The organism is Micromonospora aridisoli, from assembly GCF_056150025.1.
This window is the reverse complement of the sequence record NZ_JAXCFK010000013.1, coordinates 103,041-123,718: the sequence shown is the minus strand read 5'-3', so window position 1 is coordinate 123,718 and position 20,678 is coordinate 103,041. Positions and strand designations below refer to the sequence as shown.

General features: G+C 70.0%; 20 protein-coding genes, 2 tRNA genes and 1 pseudogene. 13 read left to right on the top strand and 10 right to left on the bottom strand.

Annotated features, from left to right (window positions below; genetic code table 11):
* Together SM447_RS24765 and SM447_RS24760 are read left to right on the top strand one after the other, a co-directional pair.
* The gene (locus SM447_RS24765; protein WP_474575254.1) at nucleotides 1–1,722 is read left to right on the top strand and encodes a ThuA domain-containing protein; all 1,722 of its coding nucleotides are present in this window, start codon (nucleotides 1–3) and stop codon (nucleotides 1,720–1,722) included.
* A 275-nt stretch (nucleotides 1,723–1,997) separates the two neighbouring features.
* The gene (locus SM447_RS24760) at nucleotides 1,998–3,005 is read left to right on the top strand and encodes a sugar phosphate isomerase/epimerase family protein (RefSeq protein ID WP_474575253.1); all 1,008 of its coding nucleotides are present in this window, start codon (nucleotides 1,998–2,000) and stop codon (nucleotides 3,003–3,005) included.
* 190 nt (nucleotides 3,006–3,195) lie between these two features.
* On the opposite strand, the gene SM447_RS24755 is transcribed toward SM447_RS24760, so the two are convergent.
* Both SM447_RS24755 and SM447_RS24750 read right to left on the bottom strand, forming a co-directional pair.
* On the bottom strand, nucleotides 3,196–4,374 hold the full coding sequence (locus tag SM447_RS24755) for an ROK family transcriptional regulator (RefSeq protein WP_474575252.1): 1,179 nt from the start codon (nucleotides 4,372–4,374) through the stop codon (nucleotides 3,196–3,198).
* A gap of 170 nt (nucleotides 4,375–4,544) precedes the next feature.
* The gene (locus SM447_RS24750; RefSeq protein WP_474575251.1) at nucleotides 4,545–4,928 is read right to left on the bottom strand and encodes a hypothetical protein; all 384 of its coding nucleotides are present in this window, start codon (nucleotides 4,926–4,928) and stop codon (nucleotides 4,545–4,547) included.
* Between the two features lie 276 nt (nucleotides 4,929–5,204).
* On the opposite strand from SM447_RS24750, the gene SM447_RS24745 reads away from it, so the two are divergent.
* The 5 genes and pseudogenes from SM447_RS24745 (at nucleotide 5,205) to SM447_RS24725 (ending at nucleotide 8,744) form a co-directional block, all read left to right on the top strand.
* Nucleotides 5,205–5,277: transfer RNA gene (locus SM447_RS24745), tRNA-Asn, on the top strand.
* A gap of 163 nt (nucleotides 5,278–5,440) precedes the next feature.
* A pseudogene (locus SM447_RS24740) lies at nucleotides 5,441–5,941 on the top strand (FAD-dependent oxidoreductase); the annotation flags it as partial.
* A gap of 46 nt (nucleotides 5,942–5,987) precedes the next feature.
* Nucleotides 5,988–6,938, top strand: a complete 951-nt coding sequence (locus tag SM447_RS24735; RefSeq protein WP_474575250.1) for a hypothetical protein — start codon at nucleotides 5,988–5,990, stop codon at nucleotides 6,936–6,938.
* A complete protein-coding gene (locus SM447_RS24730; protein WP_474575249.1) occupies nucleotides 6,935–8,632 on the top strand; it encodes a M16 family metallopeptidase in 1,698 nt (565 codons plus the stop codon). Before SM447_RS24735 ends, SM447_RS24730 begins: the two co-directional genes overlap by 4 nt.
* Nucleotides 8,633–8,667: 35 nt before the next feature.
* Nucleotides 8,668–8,744 (top strand) — tRNA-Ile (locus SM447_RS24725).
* A gap of 256 nt (nucleotides 8,745–9,000) precedes the next feature.
* Here SM447_RS24725 and SM447_RS24720 read toward each other — a convergent pair.
* Complete coding sequence (locus SM447_RS24720; RefSeq protein WP_474575248.1) at nucleotides 9,001–9,456, bottom strand: hypothetical protein; 456 nt, start codon at nucleotides 9,454–9,456, stop codon at nucleotides 9,001–9,003.
* 376 nt (nucleotides 9,457–9,832) lie between these two features.
* On the opposite strand from SM447_RS24720, the gene SM447_RS24715 reads away from it, so the two are divergent.
* Nucleotides 9,833–10,249, top strand: coding sequence for a GNAT family N-acetyltransferase (locus SM447_RS24715; RefSeq protein WP_474575247.1), 417 nt, complete (start codon nucleotides 9,833–9,835; stop codon nucleotides 10,247–10,249).
* Between the two features lie 299 nt (nucleotides 10,250–10,548).
* Here SM447_RS24715 and SM447_RS24710 read toward each other — a convergent pair whose 3' ends face one another.
* The 3 genes from SM447_RS24710 to SM447_RS24700 are packed head-to-tail and all read right to left on the bottom strand — an operon-like array spanning nucleotide 10,549 to nucleotide 13,362.
* Nucleotides 10,549–12,462, bottom strand: coding sequence for an EAL domain-containing protein (locus SM447_RS24710; RefSeq protein WP_474575246.1), 1,914 nt, complete (start codon nucleotides 12,460–12,462; stop codon nucleotides 10,549–10,551).
* Entirely contained in the window at nucleotides 12,449–13,072 is a 624-nt protein-coding gene (locus tag SM447_RS24705; protein WP_474575245.1) for an RNA polymerase sigma factor, read from the bottom strand. Before SM447_RS24705 ends, SM447_RS24710 begins: the two co-directional genes overlap by 14 nt.
* The gene (locus SM447_RS24700; protein ID WP_474575244.1) at nucleotides 13,069–13,362 is read right to left on the bottom strand and encodes a hypothetical protein; all 294 of its coding nucleotides are present in this window, start codon (nucleotides 13,360–13,362) and stop codon (nucleotides 13,069–13,071) included. Before SM447_RS24700 ends, SM447_RS24705 begins: the two co-directional genes overlap by 4 nt.
* Nucleotides 13,363–13,758: 396 nt before the next feature.
* Between SM447_RS24700 and SM447_RS24695 the strand changes: the two genes are divergently transcribed.
* Entirely contained in the window at nucleotides 13,759–14,586 is an 828-nt protein-coding gene (locus tag SM447_RS24695) for a methyltransferase domain-containing protein (protein ID WP_474575243.1), read from the top strand.
* Between the two features lie 363 nt (nucleotides 14,587–14,949).
* Nucleotides 14,950–15,258: a hypothetical protein gene (locus SM447_RS24690; protein ID WP_474575242.1), complete on the top strand. Its 309-nt coding sequence runs from the start codon at nucleotides 14,950–14,952 to the stop codon at nucleotides 15,256–15,258.
* 38 nt (nucleotides 15,259–15,296) lie between these two features.
* Here the strand turns inward: SM447_RS24690 and SM447_RS24685 are convergent, their stop codons facing one another.
* Nucleotides 15,297–15,401, bottom strand: coding sequence for a DUF4184 family protein (locus SM447_RS24685; RefSeq protein WP_474575241.1), 105 nt, complete (start codon nucleotides 15,399–15,401; stop codon nucleotides 15,297–15,299).
* Nucleotides 15,402–15,747: 346 nt separating this feature from the next.
* Here SM447_RS24685 and SM447_RS24680 point away from each other — a divergent pair, with 346 nt between their 5' ends.
* Genes SM447_RS24680 through SM447_RS24670 form a run of 3 tightly spaced genes read left to right on the top strand, consistent with a single transcriptional unit; the run spans nucleotide 15,748 to nucleotide 16,912 of the window.
* On the top strand, nucleotides 15,748–16,095 hold the full coding sequence (locus tag SM447_RS24680; protein WP_474575240.1) for an ArsR/SmtB family transcription factor: 348 nt from the start codon (nucleotides 15,748–15,750) through the stop codon (nucleotides 16,093–16,095).
* Entirely contained in the window at nucleotides 16,092–16,559 is a 468-nt protein-coding gene (locus SM447_RS24675) for an SRPBCC family protein (protein ID WP_474575239.1), read from the top strand. Before SM447_RS24680 ends, SM447_RS24675 begins: the two co-directional genes overlap by 4 nt.
* Nucleotides 16,556–16,912, top strand: a complete 357-nt coding sequence (locus SM447_RS24670; RefSeq protein ID WP_474575238.1) for a nuclear transport factor 2 family protein — start codon at nucleotides 16,556–16,558, stop codon at nucleotides 16,910–16,912. The genes SM447_RS24675 and SM447_RS24670 overlap by 4 nt, the downstream gene beginning before the upstream one ends.
* Nucleotides 16,913–16,967: 55 nt before the next feature.
* On the opposite strand, the gene SM447_RS24665 is transcribed toward SM447_RS24670, so the two are convergent.
* The 3 genes from SM447_RS24665 to SM447_RS24655 all read right to left on the bottom strand — a co-directional run bounded on the left by SM447_RS24665 (nucleotide 16,968) and on the right by SM447_RS24655 (nucleotide 20,673).
* Nucleotides 16,968–18,830, bottom strand: a complete 1,863-nt coding sequence (locus tag SM447_RS24665) for a DUF2207 family protein (protein ID WP_474575237.1) — start codon at nucleotides 18,828–18,830, stop codon at nucleotides 16,968–16,970.
* Nucleotides 18,831–18,842: 12 nt separating this feature from the next.
* Nucleotides 18,843–19,424, bottom strand: a complete 582-nt coding sequence (locus SM447_RS24660) for a LemA family protein (protein ID WP_474575236.1) — start codon at nucleotides 19,422–19,424, stop codon at nucleotides 18,843–18,845.
* Nucleotides 19,425–19,515: 91 nt separating this feature from the next.
* Entirely contained in the window at nucleotides 19,516–20,673 is a 1,158-nt protein-coding gene (locus SM447_RS24655; RefSeq protein WP_474575235.1) for an RNA polymerase sigma factor, read from the bottom strand.
* Between the last annotated feature and the right edge of the window lie 5 nt (nucleotides 20,674–20,678).

Sequence of the window (20,678 nt, the reverse complement as noted above, 5' to 3'; positions counted from 1 at the left end):
ATGCGCAGACTCCTCCGAGCCACCGTCGGCCTGGCCACCGCCGTCCTCGCCGTCCTGGCCTGCACCACCCCGGCCACCCCGGCCAGCGCCGCCGACGCCCCGTACGACGTGCTGGTCTTCTCCAAGACCGCGGGCTTCCGGCACGACTCCATCGCCGTGGGCACCCAGGCCATCCGTGACCTGGGCGCGGCGAACAACTTCACCGTCACCGCCACCGAGGACGCCGCCGCCTTCACCACCGGCAACCTCGCCCGGTTCCGGGTGGTGATCTTCCTCAACACCACCGGTGACGTGCTCAACGCCAGCCAGCAGACCGCCTTCGAGTCGTACATCGGCTCCGGTGGCGGCTTCGTCGGCGTGCACGCCGCCGCCGACACCGAGTACGGCTGGTCCTTCTACGGCAACCTGGTCGGGGCGTACTTCCGTTCCCACCCGGCGATCCAGCAGGCCACCGTCCGGGTGGAGAACCGGGCCCACGCGGCCACCGCCCACCTGCCGCAGAACTGGGTCCGCACCGACGAGTGGTACGACTTCCAGGCCAACCCCCGCTCCGGGGCGCGGGTGCTGGCCACCCTGGACGAGTCGACGTACTCGGGCGGGGTGATGGGCGCCGACCATCCGATCGCCTGGTGCAAGACGTACAGCGGTGGTCGGTCCTTCTACACCGGTGGCGGCCACACCCAGGCGTCGTACGCCGAACCGGCCTTCCGGGCGCACCTGCTCGGCGGCATCAGGTACGCGGCCGGTCGCACCAAGGCCGACTGCCGGCCGGAGACCGGCTACACCACGCTCTACAACGGCTCGACCACCGGCTGGTCGCAGGCCGGGCCGGGCAGCTTCAGCAACTCCGACGCCACGCTGACCTCCGTCGGCGGCATGGGCCTGTACTGGTACAGCGCGAAGCAGTTCACCAACTACTCGCTCAAGCTGGACTGGCGGATGACCGGTGACCACAACTCGGGCGTGTTCATCGGCTTCCCACCGTCGAGCGACCCGAACTCGGCGATCAACAACGGCTACGAGGTGCAGATCGACGCCACCGACACAGCGGACCGGACCACCGGCGCGGTCTACGGCTTCAAGTCAGCCGACCTCGCCGCCCGGGACGCCGCGTTGAACCCGCCGGGGGAGTGGAACACCTACGAGCTGCTGGTGGAGGGGGAACGTCTCCAGGTCTTCCTGAACGGTACGAAGATCAACGATTTCACCAACACCGACCCGGTCCGCTCGCTGCCCGGGCACATCGGCATCCAGAACCACGGCGCGGGTGACAGCGTGTCGTTCCGGAACATCCGGATCAGGGAGCTCGGCGGCTCGAACCCGCCGCCGGGCGGCGACGTCCGTACCGGCCGGATCACCGGTCTGGCCGGCAAGTGTCTGGACGTGCGGAACGCGGCCACGGCCGACGGTACGCAGATCCAGATCTACACCTGCAACGGTTCGGCGGCGCAGACGTGGACGGTGACGCCGAACTCGACGATCCGGGCGTTGGGCAAGTGCCTGGACGTCAACGGCGCCGGTTCAGCCGACGGCACGAAGATCCAGCTCTGGACCTGCAACGGCAGTGGCGCCCAGAACTGGTCGGCCCAGTCGAACGGCACGTTGCGCAACCCGAACTCGGGCAAGTGCCTGGACGTGTCGAACAACAGCTCGGCCGACGGCCAGGCGGTGCACCTGTGGACCTGCCACACCGGCGCCAACCAGCGCTGGGTACTGCCCTGATTTGAGGGCCCCTGGTACGCCGCCTGGCGGCGTACCAGGGGCCCCTGCCCGCACCGCCGGTGCCGCTGGGCGCCGGGTCTTTTCCGTCGCGGGCTCCCGGCCTAGAGTGAGAGGCGGCGACCGCGAGGTGGCCGGTGAGTCGGCGGGAGGCGCAACCCGTCGACCCCAGGCGCGACCGCGTCCACCGGTGCATCGTCGGGCCGCCGACGATCCGGTCGTTCCTCGCCCCGGTCCCGCAGGTACGGAATCCCCCACACGACAGGGGAAAAGGACACATGGCGCGACCGATCACGCTGTTCACCGGCCAGTGGGCCGACCTTCCGTTCGACGAGGTGTGCCGGCTCGCCGCGGAGTGGGGCTACGACGGTCTGGAGATCGCCTGCTGGGGCGACCACTTCGAGGTCGACAAGGCCCTGGCCGACGATTCGTACGTCGAACGCAAGCGGGAGACGCTCGCCAAGCACAACCTCCAGGTCTTCACGATCTCCAACCACCTGGTCGGTCAGGCGGTCTGCGACCACCCGATAGACGAGCGCCACCAGGGCATCCTCCCCGCCCGCATCTGGGGCGACGGCGAACCCGAGGGGGTGCGGCAGCGAGCCGCCGAGGAGATCAAGGACACCGCCCGCGCGGCGGCGAAGCTCGGCGTGGACACCGTCGTCGGCTTCACCGGCTCGTCGATCTGGCACACCCTCGCGATGTTCCCGCCGGTGCCGCCGGCCATGATCGAGCGCGGTTACCAGGACTTCGCGGACCGGTGGAACCCGATCCTCGACGTCTTCGACGAGGTGGGCGTGCGCTTCGCCCACGAGGTGCACCCCAGCGAGATCGCCTACGACTACTGGACGACGAAGCGGACCCTGGAGGCCATCGGGCACCGGCCGGCGTTCGGGCTGAACTGGGACCCGTCGCACTTCGTCTGGCAGGAGCTCGACCCGGTCAACTTCATCTTCGACTTCGCCGACCGGATTTACCACGTCGACTGCAAGGACGCCAAGGTGCGTACCGGCGACGGACGTCGCGGCCGGCTGGCCTCGCACCTGCCCTGGGCGGATCTGCGCCGGGGCTGGGACTTCGTCTCGACCGGTCACGGCGACGTGCCGTGGGAGGACTGCTTCCGCGCGCTGAACGCCATCGGCTACTCCGGGCCGATCTCCATCGAGTGGGAGGACGCCGGGATGGATCGGCTGGTCGGCGCTCCGGAGGCGCTCCAGTTCGTCCGCCGGCTCGCCTTCGACGCCCCGGCCGCCGCCTTCGACGCGGCGTTCAGCAGCAAGGACTGAACCGACCGGACCCGGGGGCCCGGCCGTCCCGCCGGCCCCCGGGCACCGCTTCGCCGGACCGCGTCACCGCCGCCCGAGGTCGTCCGCCACCCTGCCGCGCCACCACCCCGGCCGACGCCGACGATGCCGTACGCCGGCTCCGCCCGCCGCCGTCCGAACCGCCGCCGTCCGGTCGTCGCGGCGGCCCCGGTCAGCCGGCGCTGAAGACATGGTCGCTGGCCAGGCGGGCCGTACCCACCAGGGCGGCCCGGCCCGCCAGGTCGGAGAGCACGATCGGCATGGTGCCGGTGGCCAGCGGCGCCGACCGTCGGTAGACCACGCCACGGATCTCGGAGAGCAGGACGTGGCCGAGCCCGTCGGGCGCTCCGCCGATCACGACGATGCCGGGGTTGAAGAAGCTGACCAGACCGACCAGTACCCGACCGAGGCGGCGGGCGGCGTCGCGGACCAGCACCTGGGTGGTCGGGTCCCCGGCGGTGGCGGCCGCCACGACATCCGCGACCGTGAGCGCGCCCGCCTCGGCCAGCCGCGCGGCCAGCACCGGCGATCGGCCCGACCGGGCCGCGGTCAGCGCCGCCCGGATCAGCCCGGCGTCCCCGCAGTAAGCCTCGAGGCAGCCGACCTCCCCGCAGGCGCAGGCCGGCCCCTCCTCGCCGAGCGGCAGATGGGCGATGTCGCCCGCGCTGCTGGTCGCCCCACGGTAGAGCGAACCGCTGAGTACCAGTCCGCAGCCGATCGCCGTGCCGAGCTTCAGGTAAAGGAAGTCCTCGACGGTGCGGCCGATGCCGGCGTGCCGCTCGCCGAGGGCGAGCACGTTCGCGTCGTTGTCGACCAGCACCGGGCAGCCCAGTTCGGCGGCGAACGCGTCCCGGACCGGAAACCGTTGCCAGCGCGGCAGCACGGCCGGCGCGGTGGAGGCACCGCCGTCCACCGGCCCGGGCAGGGCCACGCCGGCACCGGTGAGTTCGGCGACGCCCAACTCGGCACGGAGCTTGTCGACCAGCTCCACGGCCCGGCCGACCACCGGCTCCGGTCCGTCGCTCACGTCCGCCGCCTCGCCGGTCTCGGCCAGTACGTTCAGCTCGCCGTCCGTGATCGCGACGGTGATCCGGTCGGTGGCGACCACCACGCTGGCGAAACGTACCCCGGCGGAGACGCGGAGCAACGACGAGCGGCGCCCGCCCCGGGAGGCCGCCGGCCCGGCGGTCTCGACCAGCCCTCGGGCGACGAGCCGGTCCAGCTCGGTGGTGAGGGCAGTCCGGGACAGGCCCAGCAGGTCGCCCAGTTCCACCCGGGAGCGGGGACCCTCGTCACGCAGCAACCGGACCAGCCGTGCCTGCTGCGGATTCTCCGGCCGGACCAGGGCCATCACGACCACCTCCGGGGGGAGTCTTCCACGGCGGTGTTTCCGGGCAGTGGCCGGCCGGAGCCGAACCCGTCAACGGATGTCGATGGCGCTCCGGTCGTCGGCACGCCCCGTGGCGGGCGCACGGACGGGCCCGGCCACCGATGTCGGTGGCCGGGCCCGTTCGGTACTGCTCAGACCGTGCTGCCGTTGGTTCCGGAGCCGGACGGCTTGCTGCGGGAGGTGGCGGACGTCGAACCGGTGCTCGACGAGCCGGACCCCGACTTGCTGCCGGCCGTGGCCGGCGTGCCGGCGAACGTGTCGTCGGCGGGGGTGAGCCCCTCCTTGCCGTTGGAGCTCAGCTTCTCGCCCAGCTTGGAGTTGCCGAGCTTGTCCTTGCCCTCGTGGTAGAGGCGGTTCGCCTGGGCCTGCGCGACCCCTGCCGCCTCCTGGACGGTCGGGTGATCGAGCACCTTGCGGCCCCGGACCACCAGTTCCTCGTACTTCTCCCGGCCGGCACGGGCGCCCAGGACGAACCCTGCAGCCAGCCCGCCAAGGAACATGATCTTTCCGCGCATGGCGGCTCCTTTCGTACCTGACGCGCCGTCGCCCCGCTCCGGAACCCCGGAGGGCGGGACCGACCGATTCGCGCCTGCGTCCTGTCGTCGGCAGCTAACTACCCATCCTGCTCTCCGCTCATACCTCCTTGTGCCGGGATGACGATTTGTCTGGTAAACACCTTGAAGGATCCTCGGTGGTGGCCGTTGAAACCCCCTGGACCAACACCCCCCGCCGTCCTGTACTCTTGTGCCCGGCGCGCGGTGCGGAGCGATCCGCTCCGGGCGTTGTTGCGGTCCCCCGTAGCTCAATTGGCAGAGCAGCCGGCTGTTAACCGGCAGGTTTTTGGTTCGAGTCCAAACGGGGGAGCTTTCTTCTCGACCTCGCGCCCACCGGCCCCTGACCGGTGGGCGTTTCGTCATTCCGGGTCGAACCCCGCCCATCGACGTGCCGTCCGCATCCGCGGCGGGGGCGGGCCGTCCGGTCCTGGCGACTGGTCGAGGCCGCCGACCGGCTCGGTGGCCGGGTCGCCATCGACGCCGTCGACCCGCCCACCGCCACCCGGCTGCTGGGCCTGCCGCCGGTGCACATGCACAGCTACACCACCTACTACCACGCCACCACCGAGCCCCCGCTGGACGAGCCGATCCTGCTCATCGATGGCGACCGGCGGGAACTGGTCGCCACCACGGTCGTGGTCAGCAGGGCCGCACCCGGGTACGCGCCGCCCAGCCGGCACCTGATCGCCACCTCCGTGGTCGGTCCGTCGGTACCGCCCGAGCCGACCGTGCGGCTGGAAATGACCCGACTGTACGGGCGGCCCAGCGCCGACTGGGAGCACCTGACCACAGTCACCATCCCCGCCGCGCTGCCCGCCGCGCCGCCGCCGCAGGGTCGACTGCGAAAGCCGGTGGCGCCGGGAAACGGCCTGTTCGTCGCCGGTGACCACCGCGACAGCCCGTCCATCCAGGGGGCGCTCGCCAGCGGATGGCGCACCGCCGGAGCCACCCTGCGGCACCTGCGCCAGCACTGAGAATTCGGGGTCACCGGCCCGAAGATGATCACCTATGATCCTCGCCATGCCCGCACCCCTCGCGCCGCCGGTCTTCGACACCGCGGCGGCGTATCCCCAGGTGGCAGCCGCGCGTGGCGCGCTGACCGCCGGTGACTGGCCGGCCCTGCGCGCCCTCGTCGACGCCCAGGACGCCCACGGCCGGACGGCCCTCGTCGGCGAGGTGGGCGACGCGGCCGACGCCGGTGCCTTCCTCCAACGGGCGCTCGCTGAGCAACCGGACGACCCGGTGGCCGCGGCGACGCTGGGGGCACACCTGATCCGCGCCGGATGGCGGATCCGGACGGGCCTGCGGGCGCAGCACGTCAGCCGGGACCAGTTCGTCCAGTTCTTCGACCACCTGCGCCGGGCCGAGCAGATCCTGATCGAGGCCACCGCCCGTCACCCGGAGGACGCGGCGGCCTGGACGCAGCGGGTCACCAGCGCCCGCGGCCTGCAACTCGGCCAGGCCGAGGCCCGCCGACGCTACGACCGGCTCGCCGCCAGGCACCCGCATCACCTGCCCGCGCAGAGTTCCCTGCTGCAGCAGTTCTGTCCCAAGTGGAGCGGCACCTGGGAGAAGGCGTACGCCTTCGCCCGGGAGTGCGCCGACGCCGCACCGGCCGGCGCGCCCAACGCCGTCCTCGTCGTCGAGGTGCACCTGGAGCAGGCGTTCGAGCACGACACCCTCGCCGCTTCGCGGGCATTCCTGCGCGGCCCACAGGTGCGCGCCGCGATCCACGAGGCGGCACAGCGCTCCATCTGGCACGGCGAGTTCCGCCACGGCTGGGGCTGGGTCCGGGTACGCAGCACCTTCGCCCTCGCCTTCTGCCTCATGCAGGAGTGGGCCCCGGCGGCACAGCAGTTCGCCGCCCTCGGCGACCTCGGTGACGAGTCGATGTTCGGCTACTTCGGCGACGCGGTGACGCAGTTCCAGCGGTTCCGTGACAAGGCGTACGCGAAGGGCGGCCGGCCGTGATCCAGCACCTGGAAACCGACGGCGTGCCCACCCTGCTCGCCCCCACCGGCGGGCCGATGCGCGCCGGGCTGACCTTCCGGGTCGGCACCGCCGACGAGACGCTGGCCCGACACGGCATCACCCACCTGCTCGAACACCTGGTCCTCGCCCCGCTGGGCACCGCCGACTACCACTTCAACGGCGCCACCGGGCCCACCTTCACCACCTTCCACATGCAGGGCTCCGCGACCGACATCGCCACCTTCCTCACCTCCGTCTGCGCCAACCTCACCGACCTGCCGACCGGACGACTGGAGGTGGAGAAGGACATTCTGCGCACCGAGTGGAGCAGCCGGGGAAGCGCGGCCATCGACGACATCCCGCTGTGGCGTCACGGTGCCCGCGACCACGGGCTTAGCAGCTATCCCGAGTGGGGGCTGGGCAGGCTCACCACCGACGACCTCCGCCAGTGGGCGACGCGCTGGTTCACCCGGGAGAACGCGGTGCTCTGGATCGCCGGCGACCGGGTACCCGAAGGGCTGCGACTGGACCTGCCCGCCGGCACCCGGCAGCCGGTGCCGACCGCCTCGTCGGCACTGCCGACCACCCCGGCGTACTTCGTGCACGGCGCGCGGGCGGTGGTACTCGACGCGGTCGTGCGGCGCCGGACCGCCGCGAACGTCTTCGCCGAGGTGCTGGAGCGCGAGCTGTTCCGGGCGCTGCGCCAGGAGGCGGGCCTCTCCTACACGATCACCACCGGGTACGAACCGCGCGGCGACGGGCAGGCCCACCTGCGCGCCCTGGCGGACGCGCTGGCCGAGAAGCAGGACGCCGTGCTCGGCGGGTTCATCGACGTGCTCGCCAAGCTGCGCGTGGGCCGGATCGAGCAGGGCGACCTCGACGCCGCGGTGGCCAAGCGGATCGACATGTACGCCACCGCCGAGGCCGACGCCGCGCGGTTGCCCGCGTACGCCTTCAACCTGCTCGCCGGCGAGCCGAACCACACCATCGACGAGTACCTCGCGCAACTCAAGGCGGTCACCGTCGCCGACCTGCACGAGGTCGCCCAGGAGGCGTACGCGTCGGCGCTGCTGATGGTGCCCGACGGGACCAGCGCCGACTGGGCCGGCTTCACGGCGGCACCGACCTCGTCGGAGTCGGTCGTGTCGGGCACCACCTACCACTCCCGACACGACGACAGCCGACTGCTCGTCGGCACCGAAGGGGTCAGCCACCTCGGTGCCGGTGGCACCCTCACCGTCCCGTACGCCGACTGCGCCGTCATGCTCGCCTGGCCGGACGGCGCCCGGCAGCTCATCGGCCACGACGCGATCGTGCTGCACATCGAGCCGACCCTGTTCGACACGCACCCGGCGGCGATGAGCGTCATCGACAGCGGGGTACCGCTCGACCGGCAGATCACGATGCCACCCCGCGACCCGGGTGACATCCCGCAACCCCGCGCTCTCCGCGAGGCCCGTGGGCGCCAGGCCCGGCGGGAGCGGGCCTGGTGGGAGATCCCGCTGATGGTGCTCAGCGGCCTCGCCACCCTGGTGGTCGGCGGGTTCACCCTGTTGCTCACCATCGGCATGCTCGTCAGCCCCACCGCCGAGGAGGACGTCGCCGTACTGTGGGGTGTGGTCGTGATCGGCTGGCTGCTCACTGTTATCCTCGCGTTGCCCATCGCGCTGCTGGCCCGAGGGCGACGCCGGTGAGGAAGGGCTGTCGGGATAAGATCCGGCCCGGTGCCGGGGCGGTAGCTCAGCCGGTTAGAGCAGGGGACTCATAATCCCTCGGTCGCGGGTTCGAGTCCCGCCCGCCCCACCAGCCGTCTTCCCTGTTCAGGCATGCTGCCGACGATCCGGAAGAACCGCGTCGAGGTCCGGACCGACGCCCTCAGTCCGCACTGAGTCCGCAGCAGCACGAGCCGCCGCCCGGTCAAGGCGGTGCCTTGCGGGGCCGGCTGGCTTTGAGGTTGCGGACGGGCTGGTCGGTGGCGCGTCGGACGGTGCGGGTGCTGTCATCGCACGCGATGGGAGTCCCGAACGCACCGACAGAATCAACCAGCAGCGCGGCATCGTGATCAGGCCTGGTCCGCCGGTGCGACAGCAGCGAGGGTGAGGATGCCGGGAATCGTGGCGAACGCGGTGCGCGTGTCGGTGGTCAGTTGATCGGCGGTAGCAGCGTGCGGCCGGCTGGCCCTGGTTTCCAGTCCGCGGTGGAACGCGGCGACGAGGACGTCCAGCGCGAGCCGGGGGCGGAGGTCGTGAGACGCGAGACCGAACCTGCGGTGCAGGACGTCGAGCGCGGCGCGGACGGTGACGTCGCAGAAGTACAGGCAGTGAGCTTCGATCGCGGGGGTCTTGCTGGCCAGTTGCGTGCAGAGCAGTAGCCGGCGTGCCCAGTCACCGGAGTCCATGATCTGCATGGCGGCCAGCACGCTGTCCTGCAACGCCAGCAGGATCGGCCGGCCCGGAGAAGCCGGCCGCAGTGACAGGTCGTCGACGAATGTTCGCCAGAAGTCCTCGTAGGGCGCCATCGCCACTTCCTCCTTGCTGGCGAAGGTGCGAAAGAACGTGCGCTTGGAGACCTCGACGCGGTCGCATCGCCAGGCGCGACAGTTGGAAGGACGCCGGCACCACGATCCAGGCGCTGAACGAGGGACTTGTGCACGGCAAGGTTGTCCTCGACATCGGTCAGTAGCCGCAGTGCTCCGAGGCTAAGGTTTCCAGGCCGCGCCAGGCCGACCTCCGTCCGGCCCGGTCCGCACGAACTGTTCTGTTCGACCTCACCGCCGTCATCGGTTGAGGAATTCGCAGCGATCTCGCTGCTGGAGGGAAGTAAGGCGAGAAATGGCACGACCACGTAGGGCTGTTCCCAGCGACGCGGCTGCGTTGGTACAACTCCGCGTCATCATGCTGGAGGCGATGGGGGCACCCGTCGGCGACGCCACGGCGCCTTGGCGGTCCGCTGCCTTGGACTGGTTCACCCGCTCGCTGAGCGACCCGCAGACGTTCGCCGCATTCGTGATCGAAGACCCCGAACACGGCATCGTCAGCAACGCCTCCGGCCTGTGCGATCGGCATGCGCCAGGGCCCGGCAATCCAGAAGGCCTGCGCGGTCATGTCTTCAATGTCAGCACCGAGCCCCACGCCCGCGGACGTGGCCACGCCCGAGAGTGCCTGAACGCGCTCCTCCGTTGGTTCGCGGACGACACCACGGTCAGTGTGGTCGACCTCAACGCCACACCGGGCGGCGAACGTCTCTACCGAACCCTCGGATTCCTACCGCCACGCCACCCCGCCCTGCAGCTGCGCCGAGACCAGATGTAGGGCCGCCAGAGTTCTGGTTCCCTTCAATGAGCTGCTTCAACAGTCGCATGAGGGCTCCTCTGTGAGACCCCGCGGACCCGGGTTGCCGCGACAACCACGAACGCTATGGATCCGACGACCCGAAATCGTCACCACAGGGTGGACACTTGCGGGTAGCTCGCACGGGGGACACGACGCGGTCACCGCTGCGTCCGGGTCCACGATCGGTGCCACTGATCTCACCTGGGGGAACCTTCAAGACCATGCGGAAGCGAGCGGCCCGCTCGATTCCGTTGACCACGCTTGACTCCTGGCTGTCCTCAGCTGATGGCGGTTTGCTGCGACGAAGGCCACAGCTCGAGTTCGATCGTGTTCGCCTCCTGCTCGGCGCTCACCGCCATCGGTCCAGGTCTGCCGGTCTTGTAGCCCTGGGCGAAGTCGACGCCAAAGCCCTTGAGAAGTTCCAACGTCTCCTCGTCCTGGACGTATTCGGCAGCGACACGGATGCCGAGCGCGTGGCACAACTCGACGAGCTTCGACACGACGGCCTGGTCCGCCGGCGACCGGCAGAGATCGACGATGAACAGACCGTCGATCTTCACCAGGTCCACTGGCAGGTATTTCAGGTGGGCGAGGGCGCCATATCCGGTACCGAAGTCGTCCAGCGCGAGGTGGCAGCCGATCTGCCTGATCCCCCTGGCGAAGGCCAGAGCTTCGTTGCGGTTCTCGATGAGAGCGGTCTCGGTGATCTCGAAGGTCAGACATGCTGGGCTCACTCCGTGCCGGCGGATCGCCTCGGTCACGTACGTGAGCAGGCCGGGGTCGGCGAGGGACTTGCCAGAGATATTGACCTGGTAATGAGAGGTCTGAGCGCTCCGGGCGATGAGTTCCAGGGCGTGGTCGATGACCCACTTGTCCACCGTGAGGATCTCGCCGACGCGCTCGGCCATATCCAGGAAGGCCCACGGTGCGACGGAGTCACCCGTGTCGCTACGGATTCGCAGAAGGATCTCGTGGCGCGTGACCTCGTTGAGGTGAAGGTCGACGATGGGCTGGGCGTAGAGGGTGAACCTGTTGGCCGAGACTGCCTGTCGTACCCGATGGCGGCACTGGTCCAGCCGATCGTTGTCCGCCAAAGGCTGATCGAGAACGTTCAGCGGGATGCCACGACGACGTGCGTCGCGGGCCGCCTGCTCGCCGTCGAGGAGCAGGTCGAACCCGGTGGTGAGGACGCCGCTGCCGAAGTGGACCAGACCGGCCCACGTGTTGAGGCGCAACGTCTTCTGCTGCACGTTGAACAGGTGGCTTCGGAAGGTGTCAACGATCTGGGCCGCCAGGGCCTCGGGAGCTTCCGCGGACTCTCCGGAGGGGCTGAGGAGGACGCCCCAGAGGCCGGAGCCGACCAGCCCGCAGGTCACCTCGGCGCCAACGGTCGCCCGCAGGCGACGGGCGACCGCCGCCGTCAGATGGTCGTGATTTTCGTCGGTGAGCGCGTCGGGCAGTCGAGTGGTGGGTTCGGTCGCCACGACGATGAGTGCGCCGCCGGTGGTACGGCGTGCTCGATCGACCTCGTCGGTAAGGTAGCTGCGGGTCGGCAGCCCTGTGACGATGTCCAGTGCGTTGAGGTCGGCGCAGAGCATCCGACCGCGGATAGCGAGCCGGTTGCGCTCCTGCCGAGCGAGTTCGAGCGCCGTGGCATCTTCTCCGGTCGCGATGATGCCCGTCGGCCTGCCGCCGGTGGTGAGTATCTCGACGTGGCAGTGGACGTGGCGGATGCTGCCGCCCGGCTGGATCACCCGGAAGCTGATCTCTTCGGGGTGGCGCTGTTCCCATGCCGACCGGACAAGTCTGCGCACCATCTGGACGTCCTCCGGATGGACGAGGTCAGCGAGTTTCTCGGGGGTGAGACGCAGCGTCCCGGGCGCATGTCCGAAGATCATCGCCATCTCGTCCGACCAGAAGAGACGCCCGGAACCGTCGGTCCCGCCTCTACCGGTCCTCCAGGTGATCGTGCCGAGCTTCGCCAACTGCGCGGCGCGCGCGATTCTGGTCGCCTCGTCGACCTTCGTACTCAGCGGGTCGATGAGATCGGTGTCGGTGATGATCTCGTATCCATCGGCGACGGAGAGGTCGTACTGGCTCTGCGCCGCCCGAGCTACGCGGCGCGCGCGGGCGAGTTCCAGAGGACTGGGCTGACTGGTCTCGGCCAACCGCAGGATTTCATCGAGGTCCACGGGTGCCTCCCTGACGCCGGCGCCTTTCCGCGTCCGTGTAGCCGGCTGCCTCGGCGAGTTCACGCAACCGCCGTTTCGCGGCGAGTTTGTAGGAGCGGACGCTGTTCTCGGCCAGTCCGAGGAAGTGGGCGATCTCCTGATTGGAGAAGCCCTCGCGGGCCATCTGGAACACCTCGGCCTGTCGCGACGGGAGCTGGTGCAACCAGTTCCGCAGCGTCTCCTGCGCCTCCCATGCGTCCGCTATGTCTGTGCGCGGCGCCGGCGGGAGGTCTTCTGGCGCTACCGCGGCTTCGCGCTGACGCCGTTGACGCTCTTTGCGAATCTTGTTCCGAGCCGTGATGATCACCCAACCGATGGGCTCGGTGTAATCACGAATCTTCGGCCACTGGACGCGTCCGTGCAGGTATGCCTCGTTGAGCGCGTCCTGAACCACCTCTCGGTCCGAGCATCCCGCCCGGAGAATCCGCTCCACCGTGTGGTAGGTGTCTTCGGCGAAAACGGCGAACTCCTGGTCGTGCACGGCCTTGAGGCGCAGTTGCTCGGCCTTCCGCGCCGCTTCACTGGTCGCCGGCTCCGGCACCAGGGCGGCGGTGCCCTCCACCCCGATCACGCCGCCTCCCGGTGGCCGTCGCAACCCAACACGTTCCGGCCGCCCAGTTCCACCTCGCGGCGCCCGTCACGATCGCGCTCCACGAGCCGTACGACGTGGTGGTCCGCCTCTGCCAGCTTGAGCAGTCCGATCATCCGGGTGGCTGTACGTGTTGATGCCTCACGTTCCTCATGCAGGCGCGTTCGGTATGCAAGGTAAGCCCGTACAAGCCCCGCCGTCGGTCCGGCAAGGGCTAGAGCCAAGGCCAACACTCCGTAATCGGAGAGCGGCACCGCCAGCGTCTCGATCATCGTTTTCCCCTCGTCACCCCAAGTTCGCCAATTACTATCCGTGGCGAGGGGCGAATGTAGATGCCTCTCTGTCGACAATCTTCGGGAAGATCAGTGATCAGGAGCTTGACCCGGTGATATACCGCAAAGTCATGCTCGCGGCACTCTGAGCAAGAAGCTTGTTGGCGGGGGCCGACATCCGTTTGCAGAACAGGAAATCACTGTAGGTAGTGAATTGATCACGTGATCTCTGGGGGCGATCACGGCTTACGCTCATCTCGAAGGCTCGTGATGGCACTGAGCGCCGCCTCTGCACCGACGACACCGACAATGGGCGCGTCCGCTCATAGCCGATGAGCGTGCGTGTTGGGCGTGAATGGGGTGGCGATCGACGTCCTCGGTCGTCATGATTCCAGCGTGGATCAGCAATCGAGTGACATCGTCGAGTACTACACGTCCCGGTACCGCGAGGCCGCTCGGCTGGATGCCCGGCCGCAGGCGAGGCTGGAGCGTACCCGCACGATGGAACTCCTGCGGGATCTGCTGCCCTGCCCGCCGGCCCGGGTGTTGGACGTCGGCGGCGGGACCGGCGAGTACTCTCGGGCGCTTGTCGCTGAGGGCCACCAGGTCCGACTCGTGGACCTGGTGCCGAGTCACGTGGCTCAGGCCGCCAGCGGGCAGCCTCCGGTGGACGCCGTGGTGGCTGATGCCCGGGCGCTGCCCGAGGACGACGATCACTACGACGCCACGTTGCTTCTCGGGCCCCTCTACCACCTGGTGCACCGTGCGGACCGGATGGCCGCCCTGCGTGAGGCTGCCCGGGTCACGCGTCCAGGCGGCCGCGTCGTCGCTGCCGCGATCTCCCGATTCGCCGGACCACTCGACTTCGCAGCCACCGGGCGACTGACGGAGGGGTCGATCCGGGAAGCTCAGGCGTTGCTCACTGATGGTGTGAACGATCCATCCAGCAACTTCACCCCTGCCTACTTCCATCGGGCCGAGGAACTCATCGACGAGTGCCGGGCCAGCGGGCTGACCGACGTCGTGGTGCATGGACTCGAAGGGCCAGCCTGGACGGCAGCCGAGGCCGCCGCGGACGGGCCCTTGGCCGAAGTTGTCTTTACGGGCGCGCTGGACCTTGCCAGGGTCTATACCAGCGAGCCGGCGGTGATCTCCACGAGCGCACATCTGCTGGCAACCGGGCTGGTCCCCGAGAGCGACAGGGAACGGCGACAGATCAGATAGCTGCCCCACATCGGCTCATGCTGCCGATCGATCGAACCGTTGGGGTGGCTACCGGTCGGCGAGCGCCGAGCTCCTCCCGCCGCAACCCCTGGACCGGCAACGTCCGACCGGTAGCCCGACAGCCGCAGGCGCTGTGCTCTCCCGCGACTGGCTCACCGCGGCACCGAACCCGTGACGTTCCACGGCCCAATTGTGCCCCGGACAGGCCTCTGCGCTCCGCCCCGAACCCCGTCCCTCGGAGATCCGCTCTCGAGTCCTGGTTGCGCGTCCGCAGCGATCTGACCGCCGAGGGCGATGCGCGATGCGATCATCCAATCCGGCCCGCCGCTATGATCTCGTGACCGCATCACGGTGGGAGGCCGGATGGAGACGTGGCGGATCCTCGCCGTTGTCGCCATGTGCCTGGCACAGAGCCTCGTAGGTATTGCCCTCGCGACCAACTTCCGCGGGGTGACCGGGTGGCACGTACGGCGATCGATGGCCACCACGAGCGTGCTACGGCGGGTGCCGCCATGGCGCTGGCTACCAGTGCCGAGCTACGACCAACGCGTGGCACGCTTCGTTCTGCTGGCGCGTGGGATCGGCGTGGTCTTCGCTGCGATGGGAGTCATGTTCCTGATCGTCCTCGCATACGCCGTCGTCTCGGGCGAGCCGATCGATTCGAGTCGTTGAGCAGCGGTTGACCTGGTCCGTTCCCCCGGGGCGGCCGATCAGCCAAGGCCATCTGCTGACGACGACGCCGACCGACAACGCTTGGCGAGCGGTCCACGGCTCAGTGGCAGGACCACGGCGGGGTGGCTCAGGGTGAAGGGCATCGTGACTCCAGCTCAGGCGGCATCCGGCAGGTCGTTGCTGGCCGACGTTGAAGAACTGGTCCGGCGACGGCGTCGGGCGGGTCGAGAGGTGCCCTGTCCACCCTCGCCAGCCGGTCGTCGCCATGGCCGGTCCGGTGCAGCCGCTGGTGGCGCAGGCCCGCTCCTGGATCCAGGACCGTCCCTCGTCACCGAAGACGCTCTGCGCCACGACGTGACCGACGAATCCTAGCTGCCCCGATCAGGTCGCCTGATCCCCTGGTGCTCCGCATGGACGTCAGGTTAGGACAGCGCCGAAGCATCATCAAAAGAACGCTTGCACAAGCAGATGTTTGTGTTAGCGTGGCGTATGCCCGCCTCACTCGTGGCGTCTGGTGCCGAACTCGACTCGGCCTTCGCTGCCCTCGCTGATCCCGTCCGTCGGGCGCTGGTGACCCGCCTCGCCCGTGGTGACGCCACGGTGGGAGAGCTCGCTGAACCGTTCGACCTGACCCCGCAGGCGATCTCGCACCACGTCGGGGTCCTGCGCCGGTGCGGCCTCATCGAGCAGCGGCGCGACGGCACGAAGCGACCCTGCCGGCTGAGGGTCGATCAGTTGTCGTTGCTCGGCACGTGGATCGACGAGCAACGCGCCGTCTGGGAAGACCGGCTCGACGCGCTCGAGCAGCACCTCACCGACACGGAGACGGCCCGTTGACCGCCAGGTCGCAGCTTCACGGCGACGAACTGATCGCCCGACGCCACCTTCCCGCCGAGCCCGAACGAGTCTGGGCCGCCTTCACCTCGCCCACGGGCATCGCGGCGTTCTGGGGAGGGGCACACGCCGTCGTGCCGCCCGCGTCCGTGATCGTCGACCTGCGTCCCGGCGGAGAGTTCGCGCTCGACACACAGGCCCCGGACGGCACCATCCGCCGGCTCCGGTTCGTCTACGTGAGCGTCGCGGCACCGCGCGAGCTCGTGTTCGACGAACCTCTCACCGGGCTACGCACCACCGTCAGCGTCCGCCCTGCCGACGGCGGCACGGATCTCACGGTGCACCAGCGTCGGCTACCCCCTGAACTGCGGACAGCCCAGGCGGCCGACGGGCTCGCGTCGATCCTGGACGCGCTCGCCGCGCACCTGCGGCACCCCGACGTCACACCGGAACGGAGCACATCATGACCCAGCAGACCCAGCGCAGCCTCGTCGCGGAGTACTTCGACGGATTTCGGACGAGCGACCATCCGCGCATCCTCGCCACCCTCACCGACGACGTCGAGTGGGTGATCCATGGCCACCGGACCACCCACGGCAAGGCCGAGTTCGACGGCGAGATCGAGAACCCGGCGTTCATCGGCAGCCCCGAACTCGACGTCCAGCGCATTCACGAGGACGGCCGGGTCGTGGTCGCCACCGGCGAGGGTCGTGGAGCCAGCGTCGACCACGGGCCGTTCCGGTTCGCCTTCAACGACCTGTTCACCTTCCGCGACGGGCTCATCGCCCGCGTCGACTCGTACGTCGTTCCGTTGCCCTGAGCCGGTCACCTCGCCCGGGCACGCCCGCGAACCGGAGAACGGTCGAGGCGCCGGATCATCGGCCGTCGGGTCCGGTGGACATCCGGGCGGTGCACCGGGCCAGCAACCACGGCAGGCGGGTGGCCTGGCCACGGGCGTCGCCGAGCACCATCACCAGCACGATGGTGTCCCCGACCCGCAGTACGGCCCGGTCGCCGGACGCGTACGCCGCGTCGCCGATGCCGGGCAGTTCCCGCCCCCGGGAGTTGAGCCGCCAGATCCACCGCGCGGCCGTTCCACTGAGCGTCTGGGCCACCAGGACGGGCCGGCCGTCGCCGGCCGCGCGGAACTGGACGCCACCCAGCGGACCTGGCAGGTCGAGCCGTTCGGCGGCTCGTACCGGCAGCCCGAGAGCCTGTCCGACATCGTCCACGGTGAACAGCTCCACCGGCTCGATCACCGCCCGCGTGGGCCCGGCCCGCCCAAGGCCGTCCGGCGGCGGGGCCTGCTCCGGCAGGGCCGGCTCGACCAACCGTCGGGCGCGGCCGTGGCCGACGACCGACAGGCCGACCAGGCGCCGGGTCCACGGCCTCACCCTGATCGTCACGACGTCCCCGTCGTGGCAGTCGCCGGCCCACTGGCTCGGTAGCCCCCAGGCGGTGGTCCGATCGCCGGTACCGTCGTCCACCGCCAGGTAGTGCAACCAGGGCCGGGCCGGCCGATCCTCACCCTGCCCCGTCGTGCGCCACACCTCCAGCCACATCACCTCGCCGGTGATGGTCCGTTCCGTGACCACGTCCGCGACACCGCGTACCAGGGCGTAGCCGCCGGACACCAGCAGCAACAGGCCCGCGACGACGATTCCGTCGGCGGCGAATGTGAAGATCCGGTCCGCTCGGTCGACTGAGTCCGGCACGAGGTCGAAGACAGGGCTGAAGACCTTCAGCAGGAAGCCACCGACCACCATGCTGATCGCCGCGCGCAGCAGCAGCCTCGGCAGGGTCTGGCCGTAGCGGGCCCCGAGACGTGGGTACCGGACCCGCACCCGACGCCACGTGCCGCCGAACGAGGACCAGACCAGTCTCCGGTCGCCCATACCGAGGTCGAGGACGGCGCTGGTCAGGCGGGTGGCGCCGAGGGCGGCGCCGTACCCGAGGTAGCGGTCCCAGATCGCCACCGACGCCGGCGGCAGTTCGTGGAACTGCTCGTGCCCACGCAGCCAGTTCCGGACACCGAGCCAGCGTGCCGCAACCTCCCGGCCGTGGAGAGTGTCTCGTTCGCCGGGTGACAGCCCGGCGATGGCGGTGAGCGCGGCGAACGTGGCGGTTCCCGCCTCGATGGCGAGGTTCTCCTCCGTCTGGTTCCAGATGCTGTAGTGCCAGACCGCGATGCCGACAACCACTCCGACGACCACTGCGGCGGCGGTCAACAGGCTGGTCACGGTGGAGCCGAAGCGCCGCCGGGACAGCCCAGCCGTCCGGGCGTCCGCCACCACCTCCGCCCGCAGCCGCTTGTTCCACGCTTTCGCCTGCGCGCGGTTCCGGAAGGTCAGCGCGGTCAGCGGCACCACGCCGTTCATCGCGAGTCCGCGTACGCGGTCGAGCACTCGGCGTTCGTACGGCCGCAGCACGCTGTCGTCGGGTGGTGCCGTCGGCAGGTGCAGCGTGGTCTGCATCGGATCGTCAGCCGGCTGACGCACCTCGAGGTGACCACGGGCGGCAAGGTCGAGCAGCGTCGACTCGGCCGCGTCCTCGGTCACCGACCATCGGTTGACCAGCAGACTGACCAGGGCGGGCGGTTCGGGTCCGAGTTCCATCGTGGCCGGTCCGGGCGCCGGGCCGGCCGGTCGGGTGATCAGTCTGACAAGGCCGTAGGCGGCGAACCAGCCGGCGAGCGCGACGATGCTCACCGCGAGGTCGAGAAGCAGCCGGGAGTCCACGGGCCCACCCCGTCAGTAGCGCACCTGGACGGCGGCGCGCTCCCCGTCGAGGGCCTCGAAGTAGTCCATCGCCCGGAAGCCGCCCAACCCGGCGATGAGGTTGGTCGGGACGGACTGCGCGCTGGTGTTGAACGTCAGGACGGCGCTGTTGTAGAACTGCCGGGCGTAGGCGATCTTGTCCTCGGTTCTCGCCAGCTCTGTCTGCAGGGCCACGAAGTCCTGGTTGGCCTTCAGATCCGGGTACGCCTCGGCGAGTGCGAAGAGCCGGCCGAGCGCCCGGGTCAGGACGTTCTCGGCATCCGCGCGGCTGACACCCCCGGGTGTCGCGGCGGCGGCGATCGCGCCGGTACGGGCGGCCACCACCGCCTCCAGGGTGCCGCGCTCGTGCGCCGCGTAGCCCTTGACCGTCTCGACCAGGTTGGGAATCAGGTCGTACCGGCGCTTGAGCTGGACGTCGATCTGCGCCCACGATGCCTGCACCTGGTTGCGCTGGCGGATCAGGCGGTTGTAGACGGCCGCGGCCCAGCCGATCATCACGATCGTCAGTAGGCAGAGCAGCCCTCCGACGGCGCTCAGGATGAATGCGGTCCGCACCTCTGGACTCCCCGAATCCCGTCCCGCAGAACACGGGACCTCCACCCGCCCTACCTGGCATGAGCATGCGGACACCGGCGGGCGGCCGCAATCAGGCGATCGGCCGGCCGCGCAGCGACGCGTTGAGTCGGGCGGCCTGTCGCGTGAGGTGTTCGCATTCGGGGAGGCTGGGTGCCAACCGGGCGGCCTCGGCGTAGAGTCGCGCCGCGGTGGCCGGGTCACCGTCGCGTTCGTGCAGGTACGCGGCGACAGCGGCGTACCGGGGCAGGGTGGGATCGAGCCCTGCCAGTGCGGCCAGCCCGGCCCGGGGTCCGTCGGCCTCGCCGACCGCGACGGCCCGGTTGAGGCGGGCCACCGGGCTGTCGGTGAGGCGCACCAGTTCGTCGTACCATCCGACGATCTGCACCCAGTCGGTCTCCTCGGCGGTGCGGGCGTCGGCGTGCAGCGCGGCGATGGCGGCCTGCGCCTGGAACTCGCCGAGGCGGTCGTGGGTCAGGGCGCTCTGGAGCACGTACACGCCCTCGGCGATGAGGCCGGTGTGCCACCGGCTGCGGTCCTGCTCGGCCAGCGGCACCAGGCGGCCGTCGGCGTCGGTCCGGGCCGGACGTCGGGCATGGTGCAGCAGCATGAGCGCGAGCAGCCCCGCCACCTCCTCGTGCCTGATCCTGGCCGCCAACTGGCGGGTGAGCCGGATCGCCTCCGCGGCGAGGTCGACGTCGCCGGAGTAGCCCTCGTTGAAGACCAGGTAGAGCACGCGCAGCACGGTGGCGACGTCGCCGGGCTGGGTGAACCGGACCGTCGAGACGGTTCGCTTGGCCCGGCTGATCCGTTGGGCCATGGTCGTCTCCGGTACGAGGTAGGCCTGGGCGATCTGCCGGGTGGTCAAACCACCGATCGCCCGCAGCGTCAACGCGACCGCCGAGGCCGGGGTCAGCGACGGATGCGCGCAGAGGAAGTACAGCGCAAGCGTGTCGTCCACCGTCTCGGCCGGGCCGGGCGGGGGCTCGACCTCCACCAACGCCTCGCGTCGCCGCCGGGAGGTGTCGGCGCGGGTCGCGTCGACGAACTTCCGCCAGGCGACGGCGACCAGCCAGCCCTTGGGGTCGCGCGGCGGATCGGCCGGCCACACCCGTACGGCTTCCACCAGCGCGTCCTGCACGGCATCCTCGGCCGCCGCGAAGTCAGCTCCGCGGCGGACGAGGATCCCGATCACGGCGGGAGTAAGGGTCCGCAGCACGGCCTCCTCCACCGGGC